Origin of the sequence: Nocardia sp. Root136, from assembly GCF_001427185.1 — a bacterium.
GTDB lineage: Bacteria > Actinomycetota > Actinomycetes > Mycobacteriales > Mycobacteriaceae > Nocardia > Nocardia salmonicida.
Genome location: NZ_LMFE01000001.1, coordinates 368,535 through 386,114 on the forward strand (window position 1 = coordinate 368,535; position 17,580 = coordinate 386,114).

Genomic DNA, 17,580 nt, shown 5'->3' on the forward strand with positions numbered 1-17,580 from the left:
GATGCGCACGCGCAACACGTATTTCGGGCTCGCCGTCTTCGTCGCGCTGTCCATGATCGCGACCTACACGATCTGGTCGACCTTGCAACGTTCGGTGCCGGGCGACACCCATCGCTACAGCGCCACCTTCACCGATGTGCTCGGCTTACGCACCGGCGACGACGTGCGCATCGCCGGAGTGCGCGTCGGCCGGGTCGACGCGATCGATCTGGTCGACCGCCGCAACGCCGAGGTGACCCTGTCGGTGCAGTCTCGCCAGCACCTGAGCACCACCACCAAGGCGATGATCCGCTATCAGAATCTGATCGGACAGCGCTACGTCGCGCTGGCCGTGGGCGAATCGGCGGGTGAACCACTCCCCGCGGGCGGCTCTATTCCCCTGGAGCGCACCGAATCGTCGTTCGACGTCTCCGCCATGCTGTCGGGTTTCGAACCACTGTTCAGCCTGCTGCAACCCGACGAGGTGAACTCGCTGTCGGAAACCCTGGTGCAGGCGCTGCAAGGTGACGGAGTGTCGTTGTCGGCCTTGATCACCCAGGCCGCCGCACTGGCCGCGACCTTCTCCGAACGCGACGAGATCCTCGGTGCGGTGATCACCAACCTCAGCGATGTGATCACCAGCCTGGCCAACCGCAGCGGTGAGCTGGAGACGCTGATCACCCAGTCCCGGGCGCTGGTCAGCGGGCTGTACGAACAGGGAGCGGTACTCGAGGATTCGGTCACGGGGATCGCTGAGTCGACGACGAAACTCACCGATCTCATCACCAGGGTCGCACCGGGTATGGCACAGGCACAGCGACAGGCGAGCGAAGGCGTCGACCTGCTGCTGTCCAATGGTGCGCGGCTGGACCAGTCGGCGATCGAACTACCGCTGATCCTGGCCGGTCTGGCCCGGATCAGCGGCAACGGCACCTACATCAATACCTACGTCTGCAGCCTGGACGTCTCGTTGTGGGGCGTGCTGTTCCCCCGCGGACTGTTCTCCCAGGTCGGCGGCAACGAACACTCGGAGGTCTGCCGATGATCACATTCCTGTTCTCCCTTGTCCGCACGACCCTGCTCGATGCGTTCCGCAACCGGTACTTCGCCCTCGGTATCGCGGCGGGGGTCACGGTGATCGTGCTGGTCCTCGGATCCGGGATACTCTCGCGCGCCCACCTCGGTGAGGACACCGTCCACGCGGAATTCGCCCAGGCCGCGGGCCTGCGGACAGGCAACAGCGTCGACGTGGCCGGGATCGAAGTCGGCACGGTCACCGCCGTGCGGCTCGAGCGGGATCGTGTCCTGGTCACGATGAGTGTGCGGCCCGACCTCTCCGTGGGTCACGATGCGAAAGCGGCGATCAAGATGTCGACCATTCTCGGCAAGATGCACGTCGAACTCGATCCGGGGGCCGAGGGGCACCTGCCTGGTTCCCGAATCCCGTTGTCGGCCACCACCGTTCCCTACAACCTGGCCAAAGTCGTGAACGATCCGAAATATCGCAATTCCTTCGAGCATCTCGAACGACTCGATCCGAACGCGTTGCGCGCCGGCCTGGACGCGGTGAGCACCCAGCTGGGCGATTCACCGGCGCTCACCGCCCAGGCGCTCGACAGCGTCGGCGCGCTGGCCAAGGTGATCGCCTCGCGGCGCGACGAGGTGGATCAGCTGCTGGGCAGCATGGATCAGGTCTCCGGGCTGATTTCCGACAACCAGAACAGTGTGCTGGTGTTGCTGACCAATGGTCAGGCGATCGGCGACTCCGTCGTCCGGCGTCGCGATCTGATCAGAGAGCTACTCGACAACATCGCCGCAGCTTCGAAGATCCTGCAGGGCATGGGCATCGACGACGGCGGCAGACTCGGCCCGCTCATCCACAACCTGAACACCATGTCGCAGGGTCTGGAAAAGAATCGCGAACACCTCGACGCGCTGTATCAGGTGATGCCGGTGGCGGTCCGCCAATTCAACAACTCGTTCGCCCAGGGACCCTACGGCGACATCTACATGCCGTGGCTGTTCCCGGACAACTGGCTGTGCCTGGCCGACGCGGTAGAAGGGTGCAACTGATGCGCGGGTTGCTGCAATGCCTGGCACTGGTGATCGTCACCGGCATCGGCGCGGGCTGTTCGTCGATCCCGGTGTCGCTACGCTCCGATGCCGTCCACCTCACCGCGGACTTCGAAGGCGCCGCGGGCCTGTTCGTCGGCAATGACGTGTCGGTCCTCGGAGTCCCGATCGGGCGAGTCGACGCGATCGAGCCCAAGGGCGCCTTCGTCGAGGTCGCGATGACCATCGAGCCGGGCGTCGAGCTGCCCGCGAACGTCATGGCCGCCCTGGTCTCCCCTCAGCTCATCACCAACCGCCACGTCGAATTGACTCCCACTTACACCGGCGAAGGGCCCGCACTCGCCGATGGCGCCCATATACCTTTGGCGCACACCAGGACTCCGGTGGAGCTCGATCGTATTCTGCGAAACTTCGAACAGCTCGGCGAGGCGCTGAAGGGCGACAACGCGAACGGCCCGATGGCCAGCCGGGTGCTGTTTCCGATGCTCGACGGCAACGGTGACCGAATTCGCGAAACCCTCGACGCCCTCTCCACGACGTTCGAGGTGTCGCTGGCCAATCGCGACCAGATCTCGCGCACCATCGTCGAACTCAACGAGCTCACCACGATGATCGCCGGGAACGACCAGACGGTCCGCGACTTCAGCGGCCGACTCACCGAGCTCGTCGCCCTGCTCGCCGAACAGGCGCCGGGCTTGGCCGCGGTGCTCACTCAGGTCAACGACTTCATCGCCAACACCTCCACGGTGTTGGCCGAGAATCGCGCGCCACTCACCGACGCGGTGAGCCGTCTGGTCACCATCACCGGCCAGATGCGCGACAACGCACGCGGCCTCACCGAGATCGTCGATGTGACGCCGCTGATGGCCGACAACTTCGCCCGCGCGGTCAGCACCGACCAGCAGGTGCTGCGGCTCCATCTGCTCACCGATAAATCGTTGCTGGACAACGAGACTCTGTCGCTGTTGTGCGCGCGGGTCGCGTTGCGCGCCGACGGCTGCCGGACGGGCAAACTCATGGACTTCGGTCCGGACTTCGGTCTGACCGCCGCGCTCCTCGGACTGTCCGAATGAGCAGAGCCGCCCGCCTCACCGTCACCGCGCTGGCCGCGCTCAGCGTGTGCTCGTGCACGGTCACCGTCGACAATGTCCCGTTGCCGCGCCCCGGTGTCGACGGGCCGTCCTACCGCTTGCACGCGGTGTTCGACAACGCGCTCAATCTGCCCGAACGGGCCAGGGTCAAGATCGGCGGCACCGACGTCGGGGTGGTCACCAAAATCGATACGACGAACTTCCTCGCCGATGTCGAGCTCGAGGTGCGCCGCGATATCGCGCTACCGCGGGGCACCCGTACCGAATTGCGGCAACCGACCCCGCTGGGTGATATCCACGTCGCCATCGTGCTGCCGGAACACCGGCCAGGGACTCCATTGCTCGCCGACGGTGATGTCATCGACCGCGAGCACACGTCGGCGGGCGCGTCGGTCGAAGAGCTGATGATGGCGATGTCGATGCTGCTCGACGGCGGTGCGATGAATCAGGTCGCCCGCATCACCTCGGAACTGAACGCGATCGTCGGCGGACGCGGGCCCCAGCTGTCGCACCTGCTCACCGAACTCACCGCGACGCTGGGCGCGTTGAATCAGCGCACCGGCCAGATCGATTCGGTCCTGCACGGACTGGACGGGCTTGCCTCCACCCTGCGCGCCCGCAAGGCCGAACTCGGTCAGGCGGCCGACACCTTCCCCGATCTGATCGCCGTGCTCGCCGAGAACAACCGCGCCATCACCGATCTCACGACGAAGGTGTCCACGGTGACCGCCGCGCTCGGCGACTTCACCTCGACCACCGGTCCCGAATTCCTCAGCCTGTTCGACAGCGTGCAGGCATTGATGACCGGATTCACTCGGATGGGGGACAACTTGGGCACCACGCTGGACAGGCTCAACACGCTGGGCCCGGTGGCGCGGACGTCGATGCAGGGGTCGAGTCTGGCTGTCGCCGCTCGGATCTCGTATCTGGACATCGGCGCGCTTACCGACACCGAGGGCAGCAGGTTGCCCGACGGCACCGACGTCACCGCGTTCGTCGGCAGCCTCGCCCAGGTCCTGGCTCGGGTGCTCGGCCGGCTGCAGGGAGGCCATCGATGATCCCGCGCGCCGCCACCCTCGTCGTCCGGCTGGCACGCTGGGCCGAGCGCCACAAGACCGCCGGGGCCATGCTCGGCATGATCGGGATGCTCGTCATCGGATCCGGCTACATCGCCGTCGACGTCGTCGGCGTGCGGCCACTGCACACGACCTACACCGTGCGGGTCCAGCTCCACAGCTCCGGCGGCCTGCTCCCGCACAGCAACGTCACCGTGCGCGGGGTGCGGGTGGGCGCGGTACGCGCGATCGTGCTCGACGGCGTCGGCATCCTCGCCGAGGCCGAGATCGACAGCGCCACAACCATTCCCGTCGGAACGCCGGTTGCGATCGGGCGTCTTTCGGCAGCGGGCGAACAGTATCTCGACTTCCGGCCGACCACCGGCGCGGGACCCTACCTGGCCGATGGTGCGACGGTGGCTGCCGACCAGGTGAGCACCCCGGTCACGATCGACTCGTTCCTGGACAACACCGGATCCCTCATCGCCGGGATGAACCCGGATCGGCTCACGGTGATCGTCGACGAGCTCGATCGTGCGCTGCTCGGCGGCCCCGATGTGCTACGCACTGTGATCAGCGGTCTCAGCCAGGCGATGACCGGCCTCACCGGTCTGCTCCCGCAGACCACCGAGCTGATTCGCAATCTGCGGGTCATCGCCGACACCACCGCGCATGCCCAGCCCGACCTCGCCACCCTGGTCCGCGGGTCGAGCGCGCTGTTCGACCAGATGAACGCCGCCGACAACGAGGTGCGCAAACTTCTCGACGACGGTCCGGGCAGGCTGGCCACCCTCGGCGGTGTGCTCACCGAGACCAGCGACCCGCTGACCAGCCTGGTGACCAATTTCGTCGCCATCACCCGAGCGGCTCGATTGCGTACCCCGGCCATGACAGCACTGTTTCCCGCCCTGCGCGCCGGTGTGGTCGCCCTCGGAGTCCCGGCCCACGACAACGCCTTTCACACCATGGCGGACATCTGGCCGCGTCCCACCTGCGAGTACGAGACCATTCCGGTCTCCCCCGCCGGGGTCTCCGACGGCCGTGGCCGCCTCTACAACTACTGCGTCACCAGCCATCCTGAACTGCAGGTCCGTGGCTCGGCCAACGCGCCGCGCCCCGCCGGACCCGACAACGGATCGGGCCCGCCTCCCGGCGTCACCGGCGACGAGCTCTCCGTCCCCCTGCCCGCCAACTGACTCCTACCGCCGAAGGACGTATCCATGACCACCGACGACTCGCACTCCGAGACCACCGAGCCGACCACGGAACCTCGGCGAATTACCCTGCGCCGCTTCGTGGTCCCGGCAGCCGCGATGATCACGATCGCCGCTGTCGCCGCCGCTTCCTTCCTCGCCGTGGACAACCACCGCATCCGCGCCCGTGAACAGGCGCGCGACTCCGCACACGCGGCGGCCTGCACCTACGCCCCGACGCTGGCTCGCTACGACGCCAAGGACCTCGACACCTATTTCGCCGCCGTGCTGGCAGGCGCCACCGGCAGCTGGAAGACCGAATTCGACGCCACCAGCAAGGATTTGCGCGACGTGCTCACTCAGGGGCAGGTGGTCTCCACGGTCGGCAACGTCACCTGCGCCATCGAGTCCGCCGACGAGACGTCCGCGACGGCGGTGGCCGTCATCAATCAGACCATCACCAGCCTCGGCACCAAGGGCGAGCCCGCTCCCGGACAGCTCTCGGTGAGCATGTCGCTGCGCAAGGACCTCGACCGCTGGCTCGTCAGCGAAGTCAGCACCCCGACGCTGTCGCGCTGATCGAGAGGATGCCCGATGACCGACCGAACCGCTTCTCCCCGTACCGAATCGCTCCTGGCCGACGCGTTGCGCAGCTCTACCGCGCGCCGATACCGGCGACGGAGCGCACGCCTGGCGACCGCGCTGGCCGGACGGCTGCGACTGACCTCGTCGCCGGGCTCGCCATGACCATCGCGGCAGTCACCTCGATCCTCGGCGGAATATTCGCCCTGGCGGCCCTCGTCCGTGGGCTCGAACAGGTGCTGCCTACCTGGGCCGCCTACGCCGTGACGTCCGTCCTGCTACTGACCTGTGCGGCGATAGGTATAGCGATCTGCGTGTGGCTACTCGCCCGCGCGATGAGTGCCGTGCGGTCCTGACCCCCTGCCGAAAATGTTCTGCCGGTTGAGGAATGGCGCACCCGTTCGGCATTCACAGCCGAATTTCGGTCGAGAACACAGCGCGAACCGTAGCGGCCCGTGGTACGGACTGCTATCGTCTTACTTGAAAACTACGCGCGAGTAGTAATTATATTGATAGCTCGCGACCGACAGCAAAGAATATGGGGAGAACCGCATGGCAGCATTACGCGCATGGTTGTCGCTACCGGAGGTCACGCCGGCCGAGGACTACGGATTCTTCGGACCCGACTCCGTCGCCTGGCGGGTATGGAGTTACCCGACCGGGTTGACCATCGGCTTCCAGCGAGCAGTCGTCATCGAGGAACTCGACCCCGCACTGATCGCGGCCGTGGACACCACCGGTGCGATCTACAGCCGCCCCCGCACTCGCTACGACCGCACGCTGCGCTATTTCGCCATGGTGATGTTCGCCGACAGTCGGTCCACGGCCAGCGCGGCCGACATCCTGGTCAAGATCCATTCCAAGGCCGTGGGAATCGATCCGGTGACCGGGAAGTACTACGACGCGAATGACCCGCAGTCACAGTTGTGGATTCACCTCACCGCCTGGCACTCCCTGCTGATCGCCTACGAGAAGTACGGACCGGGACGGCTCAGCGCCGACGACGAGTCCCGATACTGGCACGAATGCGCCCGGGCAGCCGAACTCCAGACCTGCGATCCAGCAGATGTTCCCCGTACACGCGAAGGCGTGGCGCGGTACTTCGAACGCATGCGTCCGCAACTCATCGGATCCGATATCGCGAAGAAGGCGATGAATCATCTCCTCGACGCCGAGGTGATGCTGCCGCCGATGCCGCTCGTGCTGCGACCACTGTTCATTATCGTCGCGGCATTCCTGCGCCGCGGAACACTGGCCACGATGCCGCGCTGGATGCGGGAAATGGCCGGACTACCGACCGGACGCGTTCTCGATCTCCTCGTCCTGCCCTGGCTGAGCGCGGCGATGACAGTGGTCAGCTTCAATACTCGGCTGCAATTGCTCCTGCTGCAGCTGATCTCGCCGACGACGGTGCCGGTGGCGGCACCGGTGCTGCTCGAATTGACGCCGAACAATCCGGTGACGACGACGCCCCGGCAGGCTCAGAAGAAATATGGATACGACATCCCGTCGCAAGCCCACCACGCACTTCGCGCGAAACAACGCGACCGCGTGTTGACGAACGGCCTCGCTCCCTCCGATGAGGGACTCATCGAATCGCAGCCGATCCTCGGCGACATCGCCTGACAACGGAATAGAGAACGACAATGGTGACAAAGCTACTGGAACGCCGGCTCAGTATCCGTCAGATGATGTACCTGGCAATCGCAGGCGGCATTCCCTATATTGCGATCGGTGTGATCTGGTTGATCACCCACGACAGCCATCTGAGCGACTTGCACGGGCTCGACCGATTGTTCTCCGCGATCGGCCAGATAATCGCTTGGCCCGTGCTGATTATCGCCGATATCGAACTGCGTTAGTCAGCCGGTAAATCCGCTCACCCTGTGTTCGGTGAGCGGATTTACCGGCTTCTCGACCTCACACTCAATCGGGCTGAGCATCGCTGTCCGCATCACCGGATAATTCGGCTCCCGGCCTGTCCGGCAACGTTCGGATCATGGACCGGACAGTGGGGCGTAATCGTTCGGGCGGAAAGCGTTGCGGATCCGACAGCACCATTCGTCCCAGTACTTCGGTGAACCCGAGCATGACGTGGGCGATCAATTCGACATCGACCTCGTGCGGGCCACCGCGCACAGCGAAACCCGCGGTCAGCAGATCGACACACTGATCGAGGAGCTTGTCGCGGGCAGCGCCGAGCAGTTCGCGATAGTCGGTCGGCGCACCGTCGCTGTGCAGCAGGATCAGGCGCCAGCGGGTCGGGGCGGCGGCGACGGATTCGAGAAACGCCATCACGGCCGCGACGTACTCGCGATCAGGGTCGGATTCTTGCAGGTCACGCGGCATAGCAGCGGAGACCTGACCCATTCCCCGTGCGTGTTCGCGGTGCAGCAGGTGCGCCATCAGCTCCGGCGCGGTGGGATACATCGCATACAGCACCGGCTTGGCCACGCCGGCCTCCTTGGCAACCGCCTGCATGGTCAAATTCGCGAGTCCGGCATCGCCGACGACACGGAGCGCGGCGTCGAGCAGCTGCGTTCTACGCTCGTCCGGCGGAAGCCGGGGCCCGTTGCGACGCTTCGGGCGAGCGTTGGTCTGGATGCTCTCGGTACTCACCACTGCATTATCTCCCACACCCGCAGCGGTCGTCGGCAATCCTCTGGAAAATATTTCCACTGAACACTGTCTCAATTAGTTCATTCAGCAGTCGAGATTTCACATCGCTGCCCGCACGCGAATCAATAGACGTGCAATCCCTAATTCGGTTTGGGCATCCAGTTCCACTGCCTGTACCGCTGCGCGGTTGCTCCGCGCAGCGGTACAGGACAGGTTCACCGTCAGTCCCTCACCGCACCCTGGTCAGAGCTCAGTCCGCGACCACTTCGCTGCGGTCACCGCTCCACAGCGTGTGGAATTTGCCCTCTGCGTCGACGCGCTCGTAGGTATGCGCGCCGAAGAAGTCGCGCTGGCCCTGGGTCAGCGCGGCCGGTAGCCGCTCCGCGCGCAGTGCGTCGTAATAGGACAGCGAGGACGCGAACGCCGGGACCGGAATCCCGAGCAGGGTAGCGGTGGAGACCACGCGCCGCCAGCTGTCGATGGCCGTCTCGATCGCCTCGCGGAAATACGGTGCCAGGATCAGGCTCGGCAGGGCGGGGTCCTGCTCGTAGGCGTCCTTGATCCGGTTCAGGAAGCGGGCGCGGATGATGCAGCCGCCGCGCCAGATCGTGGCCAGGTCACCGGGGTGCAGATCCCAGTCGTACTCGGCGCTGCCCGCGGCGATCTGGTCGAAGCCCTGTGCGTAGGCGACGACCTTGGAGGCGTACAGCGCCTGCCGGATGTCCTCGGTGAACTGCTCGACATCGGTGGGCTTGTCGGCGAGGGTGCCCGATGCGAGTCCCACCGCGGCTTTGCGCTGGGCGCGCGAGCCCGACAGCGCCCTGGCGAAAACCGCCTCAGCGATACCGGTCACCGGAACACCGAGATCGAGCGCGGACTTGACCGTCCAGCGGCCGGTGCCCTTCTGCTCGGCCGCGTCGACGATGACATCGACCAGCGGCTTGCCGGTCTTCGCGTCGGTCTGGGCGAGCACCTCGGCGGTGATCTCGACCAGGTAGCTCTCCAGATCCCCGGAGTTCCACTGCGTGAACACGTCCGCGATCTGCTTGGCGTCGAAACCGAGTGCATCGCGGAACAGGTGGTAGGCCTCGCCGATCAACTGCATGTCGGCGTATTCGATGCCGTTGTGCACCATCTTGACGAAGTGCCCGGAACCGTCGGGGCCGATGTGGGTGCAGCACGGGGTGCCGTCGACCTGCGCGGCGATCGACTCCAGCAGCGGGCCGAGCGACTCGTAGGACTCCTTCGGTCCGCCCGGCATGATCGCGGGACCGTTGAGCGCGCCCTCCTCACCGCCCGAGATGCCCGCCCCGACGAAGTTGAGGCCGCGTTCCCGCAGGGCGGCCTCGCGGCGAATCGTATCGGTGTAGAGGGCGTTGCCGCCGTCGATGATGATGTCGCCCGGCTCCATCGCGTCGGCGAGTTCGGCGATGACGGTGTCGGTCGCCTCGCCCGCCTTGACCATGATCAACACTCGCCGCGGCTTCTCCAGCGCCGCGACGAACTCCTCGACGGTCTCGGTGCGGACGAAATCGCCGTCGCCGCCGTGCTCGGCGAGCAGCGCGTCGGTTTTGGCGACGGAACGGTTGTGCAGCGCGACGGTGTAGCCGTGCTTGGCGAAGTTACGGGCAATATTGCTGCCCATCACGGCCAGGCCGGTCACACCGATGTGCGCACGCGCGGTAGAGGTCGACATTGAGATCAGCTCTCTTCGTTCGGCGGGTTCGATGGAGGCGAAAGACGGACTCCTTGGCAGGCAAGTTACTGGGTGCCGGTCCGCCGCCGAACACCTACCACCGTGACCGGGGCTACACGCGGAACCGCGCCGAGCCCGCGTGTCGGCGGGCGCTGCTAGTGTCGGTCGAGTTCTGACACGGGGTGTCTCGCGACCGCGAGGCTGAGAACAGACCCGCCGAACCTGTTCAGGTAATGCTGACGAAGGGATGTCACGGTGTTGCACGCCCACACCACGAATACAGACTTGTTCACCGATCACCTCTGGGACCGGACCAAGGTCCTGCGCGGTGCGATCGACGACTTGGAATTCCTGCGGCACCTCGGGGAGGGCACTTTGCCGCTCGAGGTGTTCCGCACGTACATCGAACAGGATTCGCTGTATCTCACCGGGTACTCGAAGGCGCTGGCGATTCTCGCCGCGAAGTCGCCTGACCCGCAGACCGCGGCTTTCTGGGCGACCTCGTCCGCGAACGCCGCCGCTGTCGAGTCGGCCATGCACGATCAGATGCTCACCGGTGGCGCGCTGCCTCCGCGGCAGGGCGAGCCGGAGCATTCGCAAACCTGCCTGGCCTATGTCTCCTTCCTGATCGCCGCCGCCGCGACCGAGTCCTACGCCGTCGCCGCGGCGGCCGCGCTGCCCTGTTTCTGGATCTACGCCGAAGTGGGGCGCGACCTGGCCGCGAGCGCCGCGAAGGTGATCGCCGCCGACTCCGCCCACCCGTACGCCCAGTGGGTCACCACCTACGGCGCAGCGGAGTTCCAGCAGTCCGCGGCCACGGCCCGATCGCTGGTCGACGCCGCTGCCGAGTCGGCGAGCGAGCGCGAGCGGGCGGCGATGGAGAAGGCTTTCATCCTCGCTGTGCGCTACGAGTTGATGTTCTGGGACACCGCCCTGCACCCGCAGCCCTGGCCTGCCGCATGAGCGCGCGTCTGCGCCGCGGGCTCGCGGTCATGGCAACCGTCGTCGCGACCCTGTCGCTGCTCACCGCCTGTGGTTCGGGCGGCGGTTCCGATCAGACCATCCGGTTCGCGCTGGACTGGACGCCGAATACCAACCACGTCGGGCTCTACGTCGCGTTGCAGCGCGGCTACTTCGCCGACGCCGGTCTGGATGTACAGGTCCTGCCGTACAACAACACCTCGGTCGACACGATGGTCGATGCCGGAAACGCGGAATTCGGGATCAGCACCCACAATTCGTCGACCTTCGCCCGCGCTTCGGGTGCGCAGGTCAAGTCGGTGCTCGCCCCGCTGCAGCACTGGGCCACGGGCATCGGCGTGCGTGCCGACCGCGCCGACCTGGCCAGGCCGAAGGACCTCGACGGCAAGACCTACGCCGGTTTCGGCGACCCGGGCGAGCGGGAGGCACTGCAGCAGGTCATCCGCAACGACGGCGGCACCGGCGATTTCACCTCGGTGGTGCTGGGTTCGTCGGCGTATGAAGCGGTCTACTCCGGCAAGGCGGACTTCACCGTCTCGTATCTGGCGTGGGAAGGGATCGAGGCCGAACACCACGGCACCCCGATGCGGTACTTCCGGTACACCGACTTCGGTTTCCCGGACTCGTACGCGATCGTGATCGATGCCAACGAGGGCTGGCTGGCCGAGAACCCCGACCGCGCCGCGAAATTCGTGCAGGCGCTGCAACGCGGATACCAGTTCGCCGCGGACAATCCGGACGCGGCCGCCCAGGATCTCATCGATGCCAATCCGGGCGCGTTCAACGATGAGGCGCTGGTCTTCGAGAGCCAGCGCATGCTGGCCGCGCAGTTCATGAAGGACGCCGGCGGCAAGGTGGGCACCCAGACGGTGCAGCAATGGTCGGCGAACTCCGGCTTCCTGTATCGGGGCGGTCTGCTGACCGGCTCGGATGGAAAGCCGCTGACCACCGAACCCGACTGGTCGACCTATTTCACCAATGAGTACCTCGCCACCCCGTGAGCTGTCCGTAGCCGCGTCGTCGTTGGTGCCCACCGGCGACGACGGCGGGACGGCTCGCTGGGCCGGCATCCGATGGGCGGTGCCGTCGTTGGTCACGGTGGCGGTGCTCGTCGCGATCTGGCAGGTCTACGTCACGAGTAGCGGTGTCCGTCCGCAGGTGCTGCCGTCACCGCTGCGGGTCGTCCAGCAGGGTTGGGCACACCGGGACGAGATCATCTCGCATGCGGCCGCCACCTTGCAGGTGACGCTTGTCGGGTTCGCGGTGTCGCTGACGCTGGCGTGGGTGCTGGCGGTGATCGTGGACTTCTCGCCCTGGCTGCGGCGTGCGTTGGTGCCACTGTTCGTCGCGTCGCAGACCGTGCCGATCGTCGCGATCGCGCCGCTGATGATCATCTGGTTCGGGTTCGGTCTCCTGCCGAAGATCCTGGTGGTCGCGCTGGTGACCTTCTTCCCGATGGCCATCGGCCTGATCGAGGGCTTCGCCGCGGCCGACCGTGACGCGGGCGCGCTGCTGCGGAGTATGGGCGCTTCCCGGCTGCAGGAGTTCCGTTATGTGCGACTGCCGTCCGCGCTGCCGCGGTTCTTCACGGCGCTGCGGATCGGCATCACCTACGCGGTCGTCGGCGCGGTGTTCGCCGAGTATGTCGGCGCGAGCGTCGGCCTCGGCATCTATATGAGCCTGCAGAAGAACTCGTTCCGCACCGACCTGGTCTTGGCGGCGGTGCTGGTCACGGCGCTGCTGAGCATCACGCTGTACCTGTCGACGTTCGTGATCGAACGCCTCGTCGCGCCGTGGTCGCGCGAGCAGAACAGGAGCCGACGTGACTGACGCCGGGGACGACCGCATCGTCGTCGACCACCTCACCAAGTCGTTCCCGCAGCCCGGTCGGCACAGCCCGGACCTCGCGGTGCTGGGCGGGGTCTCGTTCACCGTCCGATCGGGCGAGTTCGTCACCGTCATCGGGCCGAGTGGTTGCGGCAAGAGCACCGTGTTCAACATGCTGGCCGGACTCGAATCCCCCGACTCCGGCAGCGTCGGCTTCCGCGCGGCCGACGGCGAGGACACCGCCGCGCACTGCGCCTACATGCCGCAGAAGGACCTGCTGTTCCCCTGGCGAACCGTCCTCGACAACACCATCCTCGGCCTGCGGGTACAGGGTGTTCCGAAAACGGAGGCCCGGCGCCGCGCCCGCGAACTGTTCCCGGTCTTCGGCCTGTCCGGTTTCGAGGACGCCCGCCCGTCGCAACTGTCGGGCGGAATGCGACAGCGAGCCGCACTGCTGCGGACCGTCGTCCAGGAGCGTGAACTGTTGCTCCTCGACGAACCCTTCGGCGCGCTCGACTCACTGACTCGCACCGAGATGCAGTCGTGGTTGCAAGAGGTCTGGCAGCGCTACCGCTGGATGGTCCTGATGATCACCCACGACGTCCGTGAGGCGGTGTACCTGTCGGACCGGGTGATCGTCCTGTCGGCGCGCCCGGCCACCGTGCGCCACGAACTGCGCATCGACCTGCCGCGGCCGCGGGGGTTGTCCACGATCACCGCCCCGGAATTCGTCGCGCTGGAAGAGGAACTTCTTGCGATCCTGCACGAGGAGTCTCGTCGGGCGTTCACGGAACAGCGGTAGCTCGAGCGACGCCGAACTGTTGTGCCGAACCGGCGAACAGCGATTGGCCGCCGTTTCCCTGGGTAGGCGCACCTTATGGGCTCGTCGTACCGCGCCGGGCGAAAGACCACCGCCACCACCGTGACAGGAGACCAGCGCCGATGATCGATAGGCACAGTATCGCCGAACTGCCGACCACCGCTGTCCGCACCGCCTTCCAGACGGGGGCGCGGATTCGGCACGCACGGGTGTTCCACCCCCGCGGCATCCGCCTCGCGGGCCGGTTCCATGCCACCAGCGACTACGTGCCGTGGTTCGGTCCCGGCGACCGAGCGGTCATCGCCCGGGTGTCGAAAGGCGTCGGCAGTCCCGGCGGGGTACCCGATGTGCTCGGCCTGGCGTTCCGGGTACTCGATCGCGACGAGCGTCCCTGGGACTTCGCGCTGGCAACGACCGGCACCAGCACGCTGGGCCGGTTCGTCATCACCCCCGCCCGCGCCTGGTCAAGCGCCCGTTTCGGCACCCTCCTGCCCTACCGATTCGCCGACGCATCACCGGTCTGGCTGTTCGCCGAACCGCTCGACCCCGACGACCTACCGAATACGGCGTCCTTGCGAGCCCTCGACGATCACCTCGACGACCAGGTGATCCGATTCTCGCTCGTCGCCGATGGGATCGGCCGCCCACCCGAGATCGTCGGCGAACTCGACCTGCGGCGAGCCGAGCCCGGCGAACACCGCACCGACTTCTTCGATCCGATCCTCAACCGACCGGCCGACGTCACGATGATCCCCCAGGCAGTGAACTGGCTGCGCGAAAGTGCCTACACCGGCAGCCGTCGCGGCCGCACCGACGACAGCGCCCAGCCCGCGACCTGATATCTCGCAGGACGATCTCCGATTCGGCTCCCGAGACGCGGGCATTCGACCGGTGAACCACCTCGTGTTCCCGGATGAAAGAGAGCCCGATGCTCATGAGACGAGCCCGCCGTCGCGTCCACCCCGCGGGTCGCGGCGCCTTGTTGGGCGTTCTCATATCGGCGGGTGTCATTGCCTGCGCGACGACTACCGAATCGCGAGGCACCAACGGGGACACGGCGAACGGGCTGGTGATCGGTCCAGCCGCCGGTGCGCAGTTGTGCGACACGTTGTGGGCCGATCTCGCTAGCTGGCGCCAACAGGGCAGTGCCATCGCTCGCGTGAGGTTCAACGGTGTGGTCCACATCTGGGCACTGCGCAACGGTGCGATCAATATCGCCGTCGCCCGCGACCGCGACGCGATCGACGCTGTCACGCGCGACCAGTGCCCCAACGCACGCCAGCAGGTCACACAGATCATCGACACCGTGGATCTGGCCTCGGGACTCGTCGGATTCTGAATCGCGGGTGGGCACCGTGCGGCATCCAGCAGGTACCGCCGTGCCGATTCGTTGTGAAACCGGCTGGTACACAGACGAACTCGCGGACGGACCGGACCACCGTTTGACCTCTCCGATACCGGGTAAGCGGCCGACGATCAGGAGGATATCTGGATGACGGAGAGTGTTGCCGAGCGCGAGCCCGTGGCGCAGGACTGGTCGCAGGGCCCTTCGGCGCTGCGGTGGCGGTCGTGGTGGGGCGTGCTGCGCCGCACCGTGGCCGAGTTCATGGAAGACAATGTGACCGATTGGGCCGCTGCGCTCACCTACTACAGCGTGATGTCGATTTTTCCCGGCATCATCGTACTCACCGCATTGCTCGGGCTGCTCGATCCCTCGGCGACTGACTCCTTCATACAGACCATCGAGCAACTGGGCCCCGGTCCCGGCACCGAACTGCTCGTCGACGCCATCCGGGAGTTGCAGGGCTCCCGCTCGCTGGCGGGCCCACTGGCGATCGTCGGTGTGGTGACGGCGCTGTGGACGGCTTCCGGCTATATCGGGGCCTTCATCCGGGCCTCCAACACGGTCTATGACACTGAAGAGGGCCGCCCGATCTGGAAGACGCTGCCGCTGCGCGTCGGGCTGACCGCGGTGATGGTGCTGCTGATCGCGGTGTGCGTGGTCGGGGTGCTGTTCACCGGCCGCTTCGCCGAAGCGGCGGGTGAGTGGCTCGGCATCGGTTCGGTCGGCGTGCTGATCTGGGACATCGTCAAGTGGCCGGTACTCGCCGTGCTCGTCAGTCTCGGAGTGGCCCTGCTGTATTGGGCCGCGCCCAACGCGCAACAGCCGGGATTCCGGTGGCTCTCGCCCGGCAGCGTGCTCGCGGTGCTGGTGTGGATCGCCGCCTCGGCCGGCTTCACCCTCTACCTGGCCGATTTCGGTTCCTACAACAAGGTGTACGGCTCGCTGGCCGGTGCCGTCGTCTTCCTGGTGTGGCTGTGGCTCAGCAATGTCGCGGTACTGCTCGGCGCGGTATTCGACGCCGAACTGGCTCGCGGCCGCCGCATCGAACAGGGCCAGGACCCCGACCACGAACCCGTCCTCCCCCCGCGAGATTCACCCGAATAAGGAGGTAATGCCATGGCTGACACGCACACCGGACCACCCGATCGCTCGGTGGCCGAGCTGGTCGACGACGCCACCCAGCAGATCACCCGCCTGGTGCGCGACGAGATCGCGCTCGCCCGCGTCGAGATGCAGGACCGCACAAAGGGAATCGCTCGCGGCGTCGGAATCGCCGGCGCCGGAGGACTCGTCGCCTTCTACGGCGGCATCGCCCTCACCGCCGCCGCTGTCTTCGCGCTCGCGCTCGTGCTGCCGAACTGGGCAGCCGCCCTGATCGTCGGCGCGGGGCTGGTCGTGGTCGGCGCGGGGCTGGGACTACTCGGCAAAAAGAATGTCACCGAAGCCGCGCCGCCGGTGCCGAGGGAAGCGATGCAGAGCGTCAAGGAAGACATCGAGATCGTCAAGGACGGGAGTAAGCGATGAACGAGCCCAACGATCCGGAGGCACTGCGCCGGGACCGCGAACAGGCACGGCAGGAACTCGGCGAGACCGTCGCCGAGTTGACCGACAAGCTGGACGTACCCGCACGCGCGAAGGACAAGGTCCACGACGCGGCCGACGCGGCCAAGGACCGGGTGACCGACGCGAAATATCAGGCACTGGCCGCCGCCGACCAGGCGCGGGACAAGGCAGAACAGGTGCAGGCCGTCGCCAAGGAGAAGACCCGGCACGCGGCCGAGAAGGTCGAGTCCTCGGTTCCCGAGCCGGTGACCGAACGTGGCAAGCAGGCGGCTGAAGTGGCTCGCCGGAATCCGATTCCGGTGGCCGCGGCCGCGATCTCCGCCACGGCACTGATCTGGTGGCTGGCCCGGCGGCGGCGGTCATGAAGACGCTGTATCGACCCCTCGGCATGGCCGTCGGGGTGCTCGGTGGCATCGCCGCCGGGGCGGTGTTCAACCGGGTCTGGGGTGTGGTGGCCGGCGGCGAACAACCGCCATCGGCGACTGCCCGCGACCACACCTGGCGTGAGGTTCTGCTCGCCGCCGCGCTGCAAGGCGCGGTCTTCGGCCTGGTCAAGGCTGCCGTGGACCGCGCGGGCGCGACCGGCTACAAGTCTCTGACCGGGACCTGGCCTACCGATTAGCACCCACCTGACGGCAAGTCCGGTGGATTCGGTTTGGACCCGATGTGCTCGGGTATCTGCCGGTTTGCAGATAGAACCACAGACCGCCGCCGGGGACGGGATGGCCGAACTCCTGACCGGCCGGCGGGCGGTTG

Annotated in this window: 22 protein-coding genes and 1 riboswitch; of the genes, 20 read left to right on the plus strand and 2 right to left on the minus strand. The window is 66.5% G+C overall.

All coding sequences use genetic code 11. The features are described from left to right. Position 1 precedes the first annotated feature (1 nt). From ASD42_RS01790 to ASD42_RS01830, 10 genes are all read left to right on the plus strand, one after another. The gene (locus tag ASD42_RS01790; RefSeq protein WP_056809483.1) at positions 2-1,024 is read left to right on the plus strand and encodes an MlaD family protein; all 1,023 of its coding nucleotides are present in this window, start codon (positions 2-4) and stop codon (positions 1,022-1,024) included. Next, a complete protein-coding gene (locus ASD42_RS01795; protein ID WP_056809485.1) occupies positions 1,021-2,052 on the plus strand; it encodes an MlaD family protein in 1,032 nt (343 codons plus the stop codon). The genes ASD42_RS01790 and ASD42_RS01795 overlap by 4 nt, the downstream gene beginning before the upstream one ends. Next, entirely contained in the window at positions 2,052-3,125 is a 1,074-nt protein-coding gene (locus tag ASD42_RS01800) for an MCE family protein (RefSeq protein WP_056809487.1), read from the plus strand. The genes ASD42_RS01795 and ASD42_RS01800 overlap by 1 nt, the downstream gene beginning before the upstream one ends. Beyond that, complete coding sequence (locus ASD42_RS01805; RefSeq protein WP_056809489.1) at positions 3,122-4,201, plus strand: MCE family protein; 1,080 nt, start codon at positions 3,122-3,124, stop codon at positions 4,199-4,201. Before ASD42_RS01800 ends, ASD42_RS01805 begins: the two co-directional genes overlap by 4 nt. Beyond that, positions 4,198-5,394, plus strand: coding sequence for an MCE family protein (locus ASD42_RS01810; protein ID WP_056809491.1), 1,197 nt, complete (start codon positions 4,198-4,200; stop codon positions 5,392-5,394). Before ASD42_RS01805 ends, ASD42_RS01810 begins: the two co-directional genes overlap by 4 nt. A gap of 24 nt (positions 5,395-5,418) precedes the next feature. Next, positions 5,419-5,970 (plus strand): hypothetical protein, encoded by a 552-nt coding sequence (locus ASD42_RS01815; protein ID WP_056809493.1) that lies wholly within the window; start codon positions 5,419-5,421, stop codon positions 5,968-5,970. Positions 5,971-5,985: 15 nt separating this feature from the next. Beyond that, entirely contained in the window at positions 5,986-6,138 is a 153-nt protein-coding gene (locus tag ASD42_RS34205) for a hypothetical protein (protein WP_156677369.1), read from the plus strand. Next, positions 6,135-6,329 (plus strand): hypothetical protein, encoded by a 195-nt coding sequence (locus ASD42_RS34210; RefSeq protein ID WP_156677370.1) that lies wholly within the window; start codon positions 6,135-6,137, stop codon positions 6,327-6,329. Before ASD42_RS34205 ends, ASD42_RS34210 begins: the two co-directional genes overlap by 4 nt. Before the next feature lie 196 nt (positions 6,330-6,525). Next, positions 6,526-7,599 carry an oxygenase MpaB family protein gene (locus tag ASD42_RS01825; protein ID WP_056809496.1) on the plus strand — a complete coding sequence of 358 codons (1,074 nt, stop codon included), beginning with the start codon at positions 6,526-6,528 and terminating at the stop codon, positions 7,597-7,599. 20 nt (positions 7,600-7,619) lie between these two features. Continuing rightward, complete coding sequence (locus ASD42_RS01830) at positions 7,620-7,835, plus strand: hypothetical protein (protein WP_056809498.1); 216 nt, start codon at positions 7,620-7,622, stop codon at positions 7,833-7,835. 64 nt (positions 7,836-7,899) lie between these two features. Here ASD42_RS01830 and ASD42_RS01835 read toward each other — a convergent pair whose 3' ends face one another. Then, positions 7,900-8,592 (minus strand): TetR/AcrR family transcriptional regulator, encoded by a 693-nt coding sequence (locus ASD42_RS01835; protein WP_235569277.1) that lies wholly within the window; start codon positions 8,590-8,592, stop codon positions 7,900-7,902. Between the two features lie 250 nt (positions 8,593-8,842). Beyond that, on the minus strand, positions 8,843-10,288 hold the full coding sequence (gene gndA, locus ASD42_RS01840) for an NADP-dependent phosphogluconate dehydrogenase (RefSeq protein WP_056809500.1): 1,446 nt from the start codon (positions 10,286-10,288) through the stop codon (positions 8,843-8,845). A 168-nt stretch (positions 10,289-10,456) separates the two neighbouring features. Continuing rightward, positions 10,457-10,553: riboswitch (TPP riboswitch) on the plus strand. On the opposite strand from gndA, the gene ASD42_RS01845 reads away from it, so the two are divergent. From ASD42_RS01845 to ASD42_RS01890, 10 genes are all read left to right on the plus strand, one after another. Further along, complete coding sequence (locus ASD42_RS01845; protein WP_056809502.1) at positions 10,544-11,251, plus strand: TenA family protein; 708 nt, start codon at positions 10,544-10,546, stop codon at positions 11,249-11,251. (Overlaps the previous riboswitch by 10 nt.) Next, the gene (locus tag ASD42_RS01850; RefSeq protein ID WP_056809503.1) at positions 11,248-12,270 is read left to right on the plus strand and encodes an ABC transporter substrate-binding protein; all 1,023 of its coding nucleotides are present in this window, start codon (positions 11,248-11,250) and stop codon (positions 12,268-12,270) included. The genes ASD42_RS01845 and ASD42_RS01850 overlap by 4 nt, the downstream gene beginning before the upstream one ends. Then, a complete protein-coding gene (locus ASD42_RS01855) occupies positions 12,248-13,099 on the plus strand; it encodes an ABC transporter permease (RefSeq protein ID WP_235569278.1) in 852 nt (283 codons plus the stop codon). The genes ASD42_RS01850 and ASD42_RS01855 overlap by 23 nt, the downstream gene beginning before the upstream one ends. Then, positions 13,092-13,898, plus strand: a complete 807-nt coding sequence (locus ASD42_RS01860; RefSeq protein WP_056809505.1) for an ABC transporter ATP-binding protein — start codon at positions 13,092-13,094, stop codon at positions 13,896-13,898. The genes ASD42_RS01855 and ASD42_RS01860 overlap by 8 nt, the downstream gene beginning before the upstream one ends. Positions 13,899-14,038: 140 nt before the next feature. Then, a complete protein-coding gene (locus tag ASD42_RS01865; RefSeq protein WP_063893544.1) occupies positions 14,039-14,755 on the plus strand; it encodes a hypothetical protein in 717 nt (238 codons plus the stop codon). A 320-nt stretch (positions 14,756-15,075) separates the two neighbouring features. Continuing rightward, positions 15,076-15,255: a hypothetical protein gene (locus ASD42_RS34215; RefSeq protein WP_131816831.1), complete on the plus strand. Its 180-nt coding sequence runs from the start codon at positions 15,076-15,078 to the stop codon at positions 15,253-15,255. 153 nt (positions 15,256-15,408) lie between these two features. After that, entirely contained in the window at positions 15,409-16,365 is a 957-nt protein-coding gene (locus tag ASD42_RS01875) for a YihY/virulence factor BrkB family protein (protein WP_056809509.1), read from the plus strand. A gap of 12 nt (positions 16,366-16,377) precedes the next feature. Further along, entirely contained in the window at positions 16,378-16,785 is a 408-nt protein-coding gene (locus tag ASD42_RS01880) for a phage holin family protein (protein WP_056809511.1), read from the plus strand. After that, a complete protein-coding gene (locus ASD42_RS01885) occupies positions 16,782-17,189 on the plus strand; it encodes a DUF3618 domain-containing protein (RefSeq protein WP_056809513.1) in 408 nt (135 codons plus the stop codon). Before ASD42_RS01880 ends, ASD42_RS01885 begins: the two co-directional genes overlap by 4 nt. Continuing rightward, positions 17,186-17,446, plus strand: coding sequence for a DUF4235 domain-containing protein (locus ASD42_RS01890; protein WP_056815158.1), 261 nt, complete (start codon positions 17,186-17,188; stop codon positions 17,444-17,446). The genes ASD42_RS01885 and ASD42_RS01890 overlap by 4 nt, the downstream gene beginning before the upstream one ends. Positions 17,447-17,580: the final 134 nt, after the last annotated feature.

Bases quoted from the DNA above. Each gene is read 5' to 3' on its own strand.
- ASD42_RS01790 (WP_056809483.1), top strand. From the start codon at position 2: ATGCGCACGCGCAACACGTATTTCGGGCTCGCCGTCTTCGTCGCGCTG.
- ASD42_RS01795 (WP_056809485.1), top strand. From the start codon at position 1,021: ATGATCACATTCCTGTTCTCCCTTGTCCGCACGACCCTGCTCGATGCG.
- ASD42_RS01800 (WP_056809487.1), top strand. From the start codon at position 2,052: ATGCGCGGGTTGCTGCAATGCCTGGCACTGGTGATCGTCACCGGCATC.
- ASD42_RS01805 (WP_056809489.1), top strand. From the start codon at position 3,122: ATGAGCAGAGCCGCCCGCCTCACCGTCACCGCGCTGGCCGCGCTCAGC.
- ASD42_RS01810 (WP_056809491.1), top strand. From the start codon at position 4,198: ATGATCCCGCGCGCCGCCACCCTCGTCGTCCGGCTGGCACGCTGGGCC.
- ASD42_RS01815 (WP_056809493.1), top strand. From the start codon at position 5,419: ATGACCACCGACGACTCGCACTCCGAGACCACCGAGCCGACCACGGAA.
- ASD42_RS34205 (WP_156677369.1), top strand. From the start codon at position 5,986: ATGACCGACCGAACCGCTTCTCCCCGTACCGAATCGCTCCTGGCCGAC.
- ASD42_RS34210 (WP_156677370.1), top strand. From the start codon at position 6,135: ATGACCATCGCGGCAGTCACCTCGATCCTCGGCGGAATATTCGCCCTG.
- ASD42_RS01825 (WP_056809496.1), top strand. From the start codon at position 6,526: ATGGCAGCATTACGCGCATGGTTGTCGCTACCGGAGGTCACGCCGGCC.
- ASD42_RS01830 (WP_056809498.1), top strand. From the start codon at position 7,620: ATGGTGACAAAGCTACTGGAACGCCGGCTCAGTATCCGTCAGATGATG.
- gndA (WP_056809500.1), bottom strand. From the start codon at position 10,288: ATGTCGACCTCTACCGCGCGTGCGCACATCGGTGTGACCGGCCTGGCC.
- ASD42_RS01850 (WP_056809503.1), top strand. From the start codon at position 11,248: ATGAGCGCGCGTCTGCGCCGCGGGCTCGCGGTCATGGCAACCGTCGTC.
- ASD42_RS01855 (WP_235569278.1), top strand. From the start codon at position 12,248: ATGAGTACCTCGCCACCCCGTGAGCTGTCCGTAGCCGCGTCGTCGTTG.
- ASD42_RS01865 (WP_063893544.1), top strand. From the start codon at position 14,039: ATGATCGATAGGCACAGTATCGCCGAACTGCCGACCACCGCTGTCCGC.
- ASD42_RS01875 (WP_056809509.1), top strand. From the start codon at position 15,409: ATGACGGAGAGTGTTGCCGAGCGCGAGCCCGTGGCGCAGGACTGGTCG.
- ASD42_RS01880 (WP_056809511.1), top strand. From the start codon at position 16,378: ATGGCTGACACGCACACCGGACCACCCGATCGCTCGGTGGCCGAGCTG.
- ASD42_RS01885 (WP_056809513.1), top strand. From the start codon at position 16,782: ATGAACGAGCCCAACGATCCGGAGGCACTGCGCCGGGACCGCGAACAG.
- ASD42_RS01890 (WP_056815158.1), top strand. From the start codon at position 17,186: ATGAAGACGCTGTATCGACCCCTCGGCATGGCCGTCGGGGTGCTCGGT.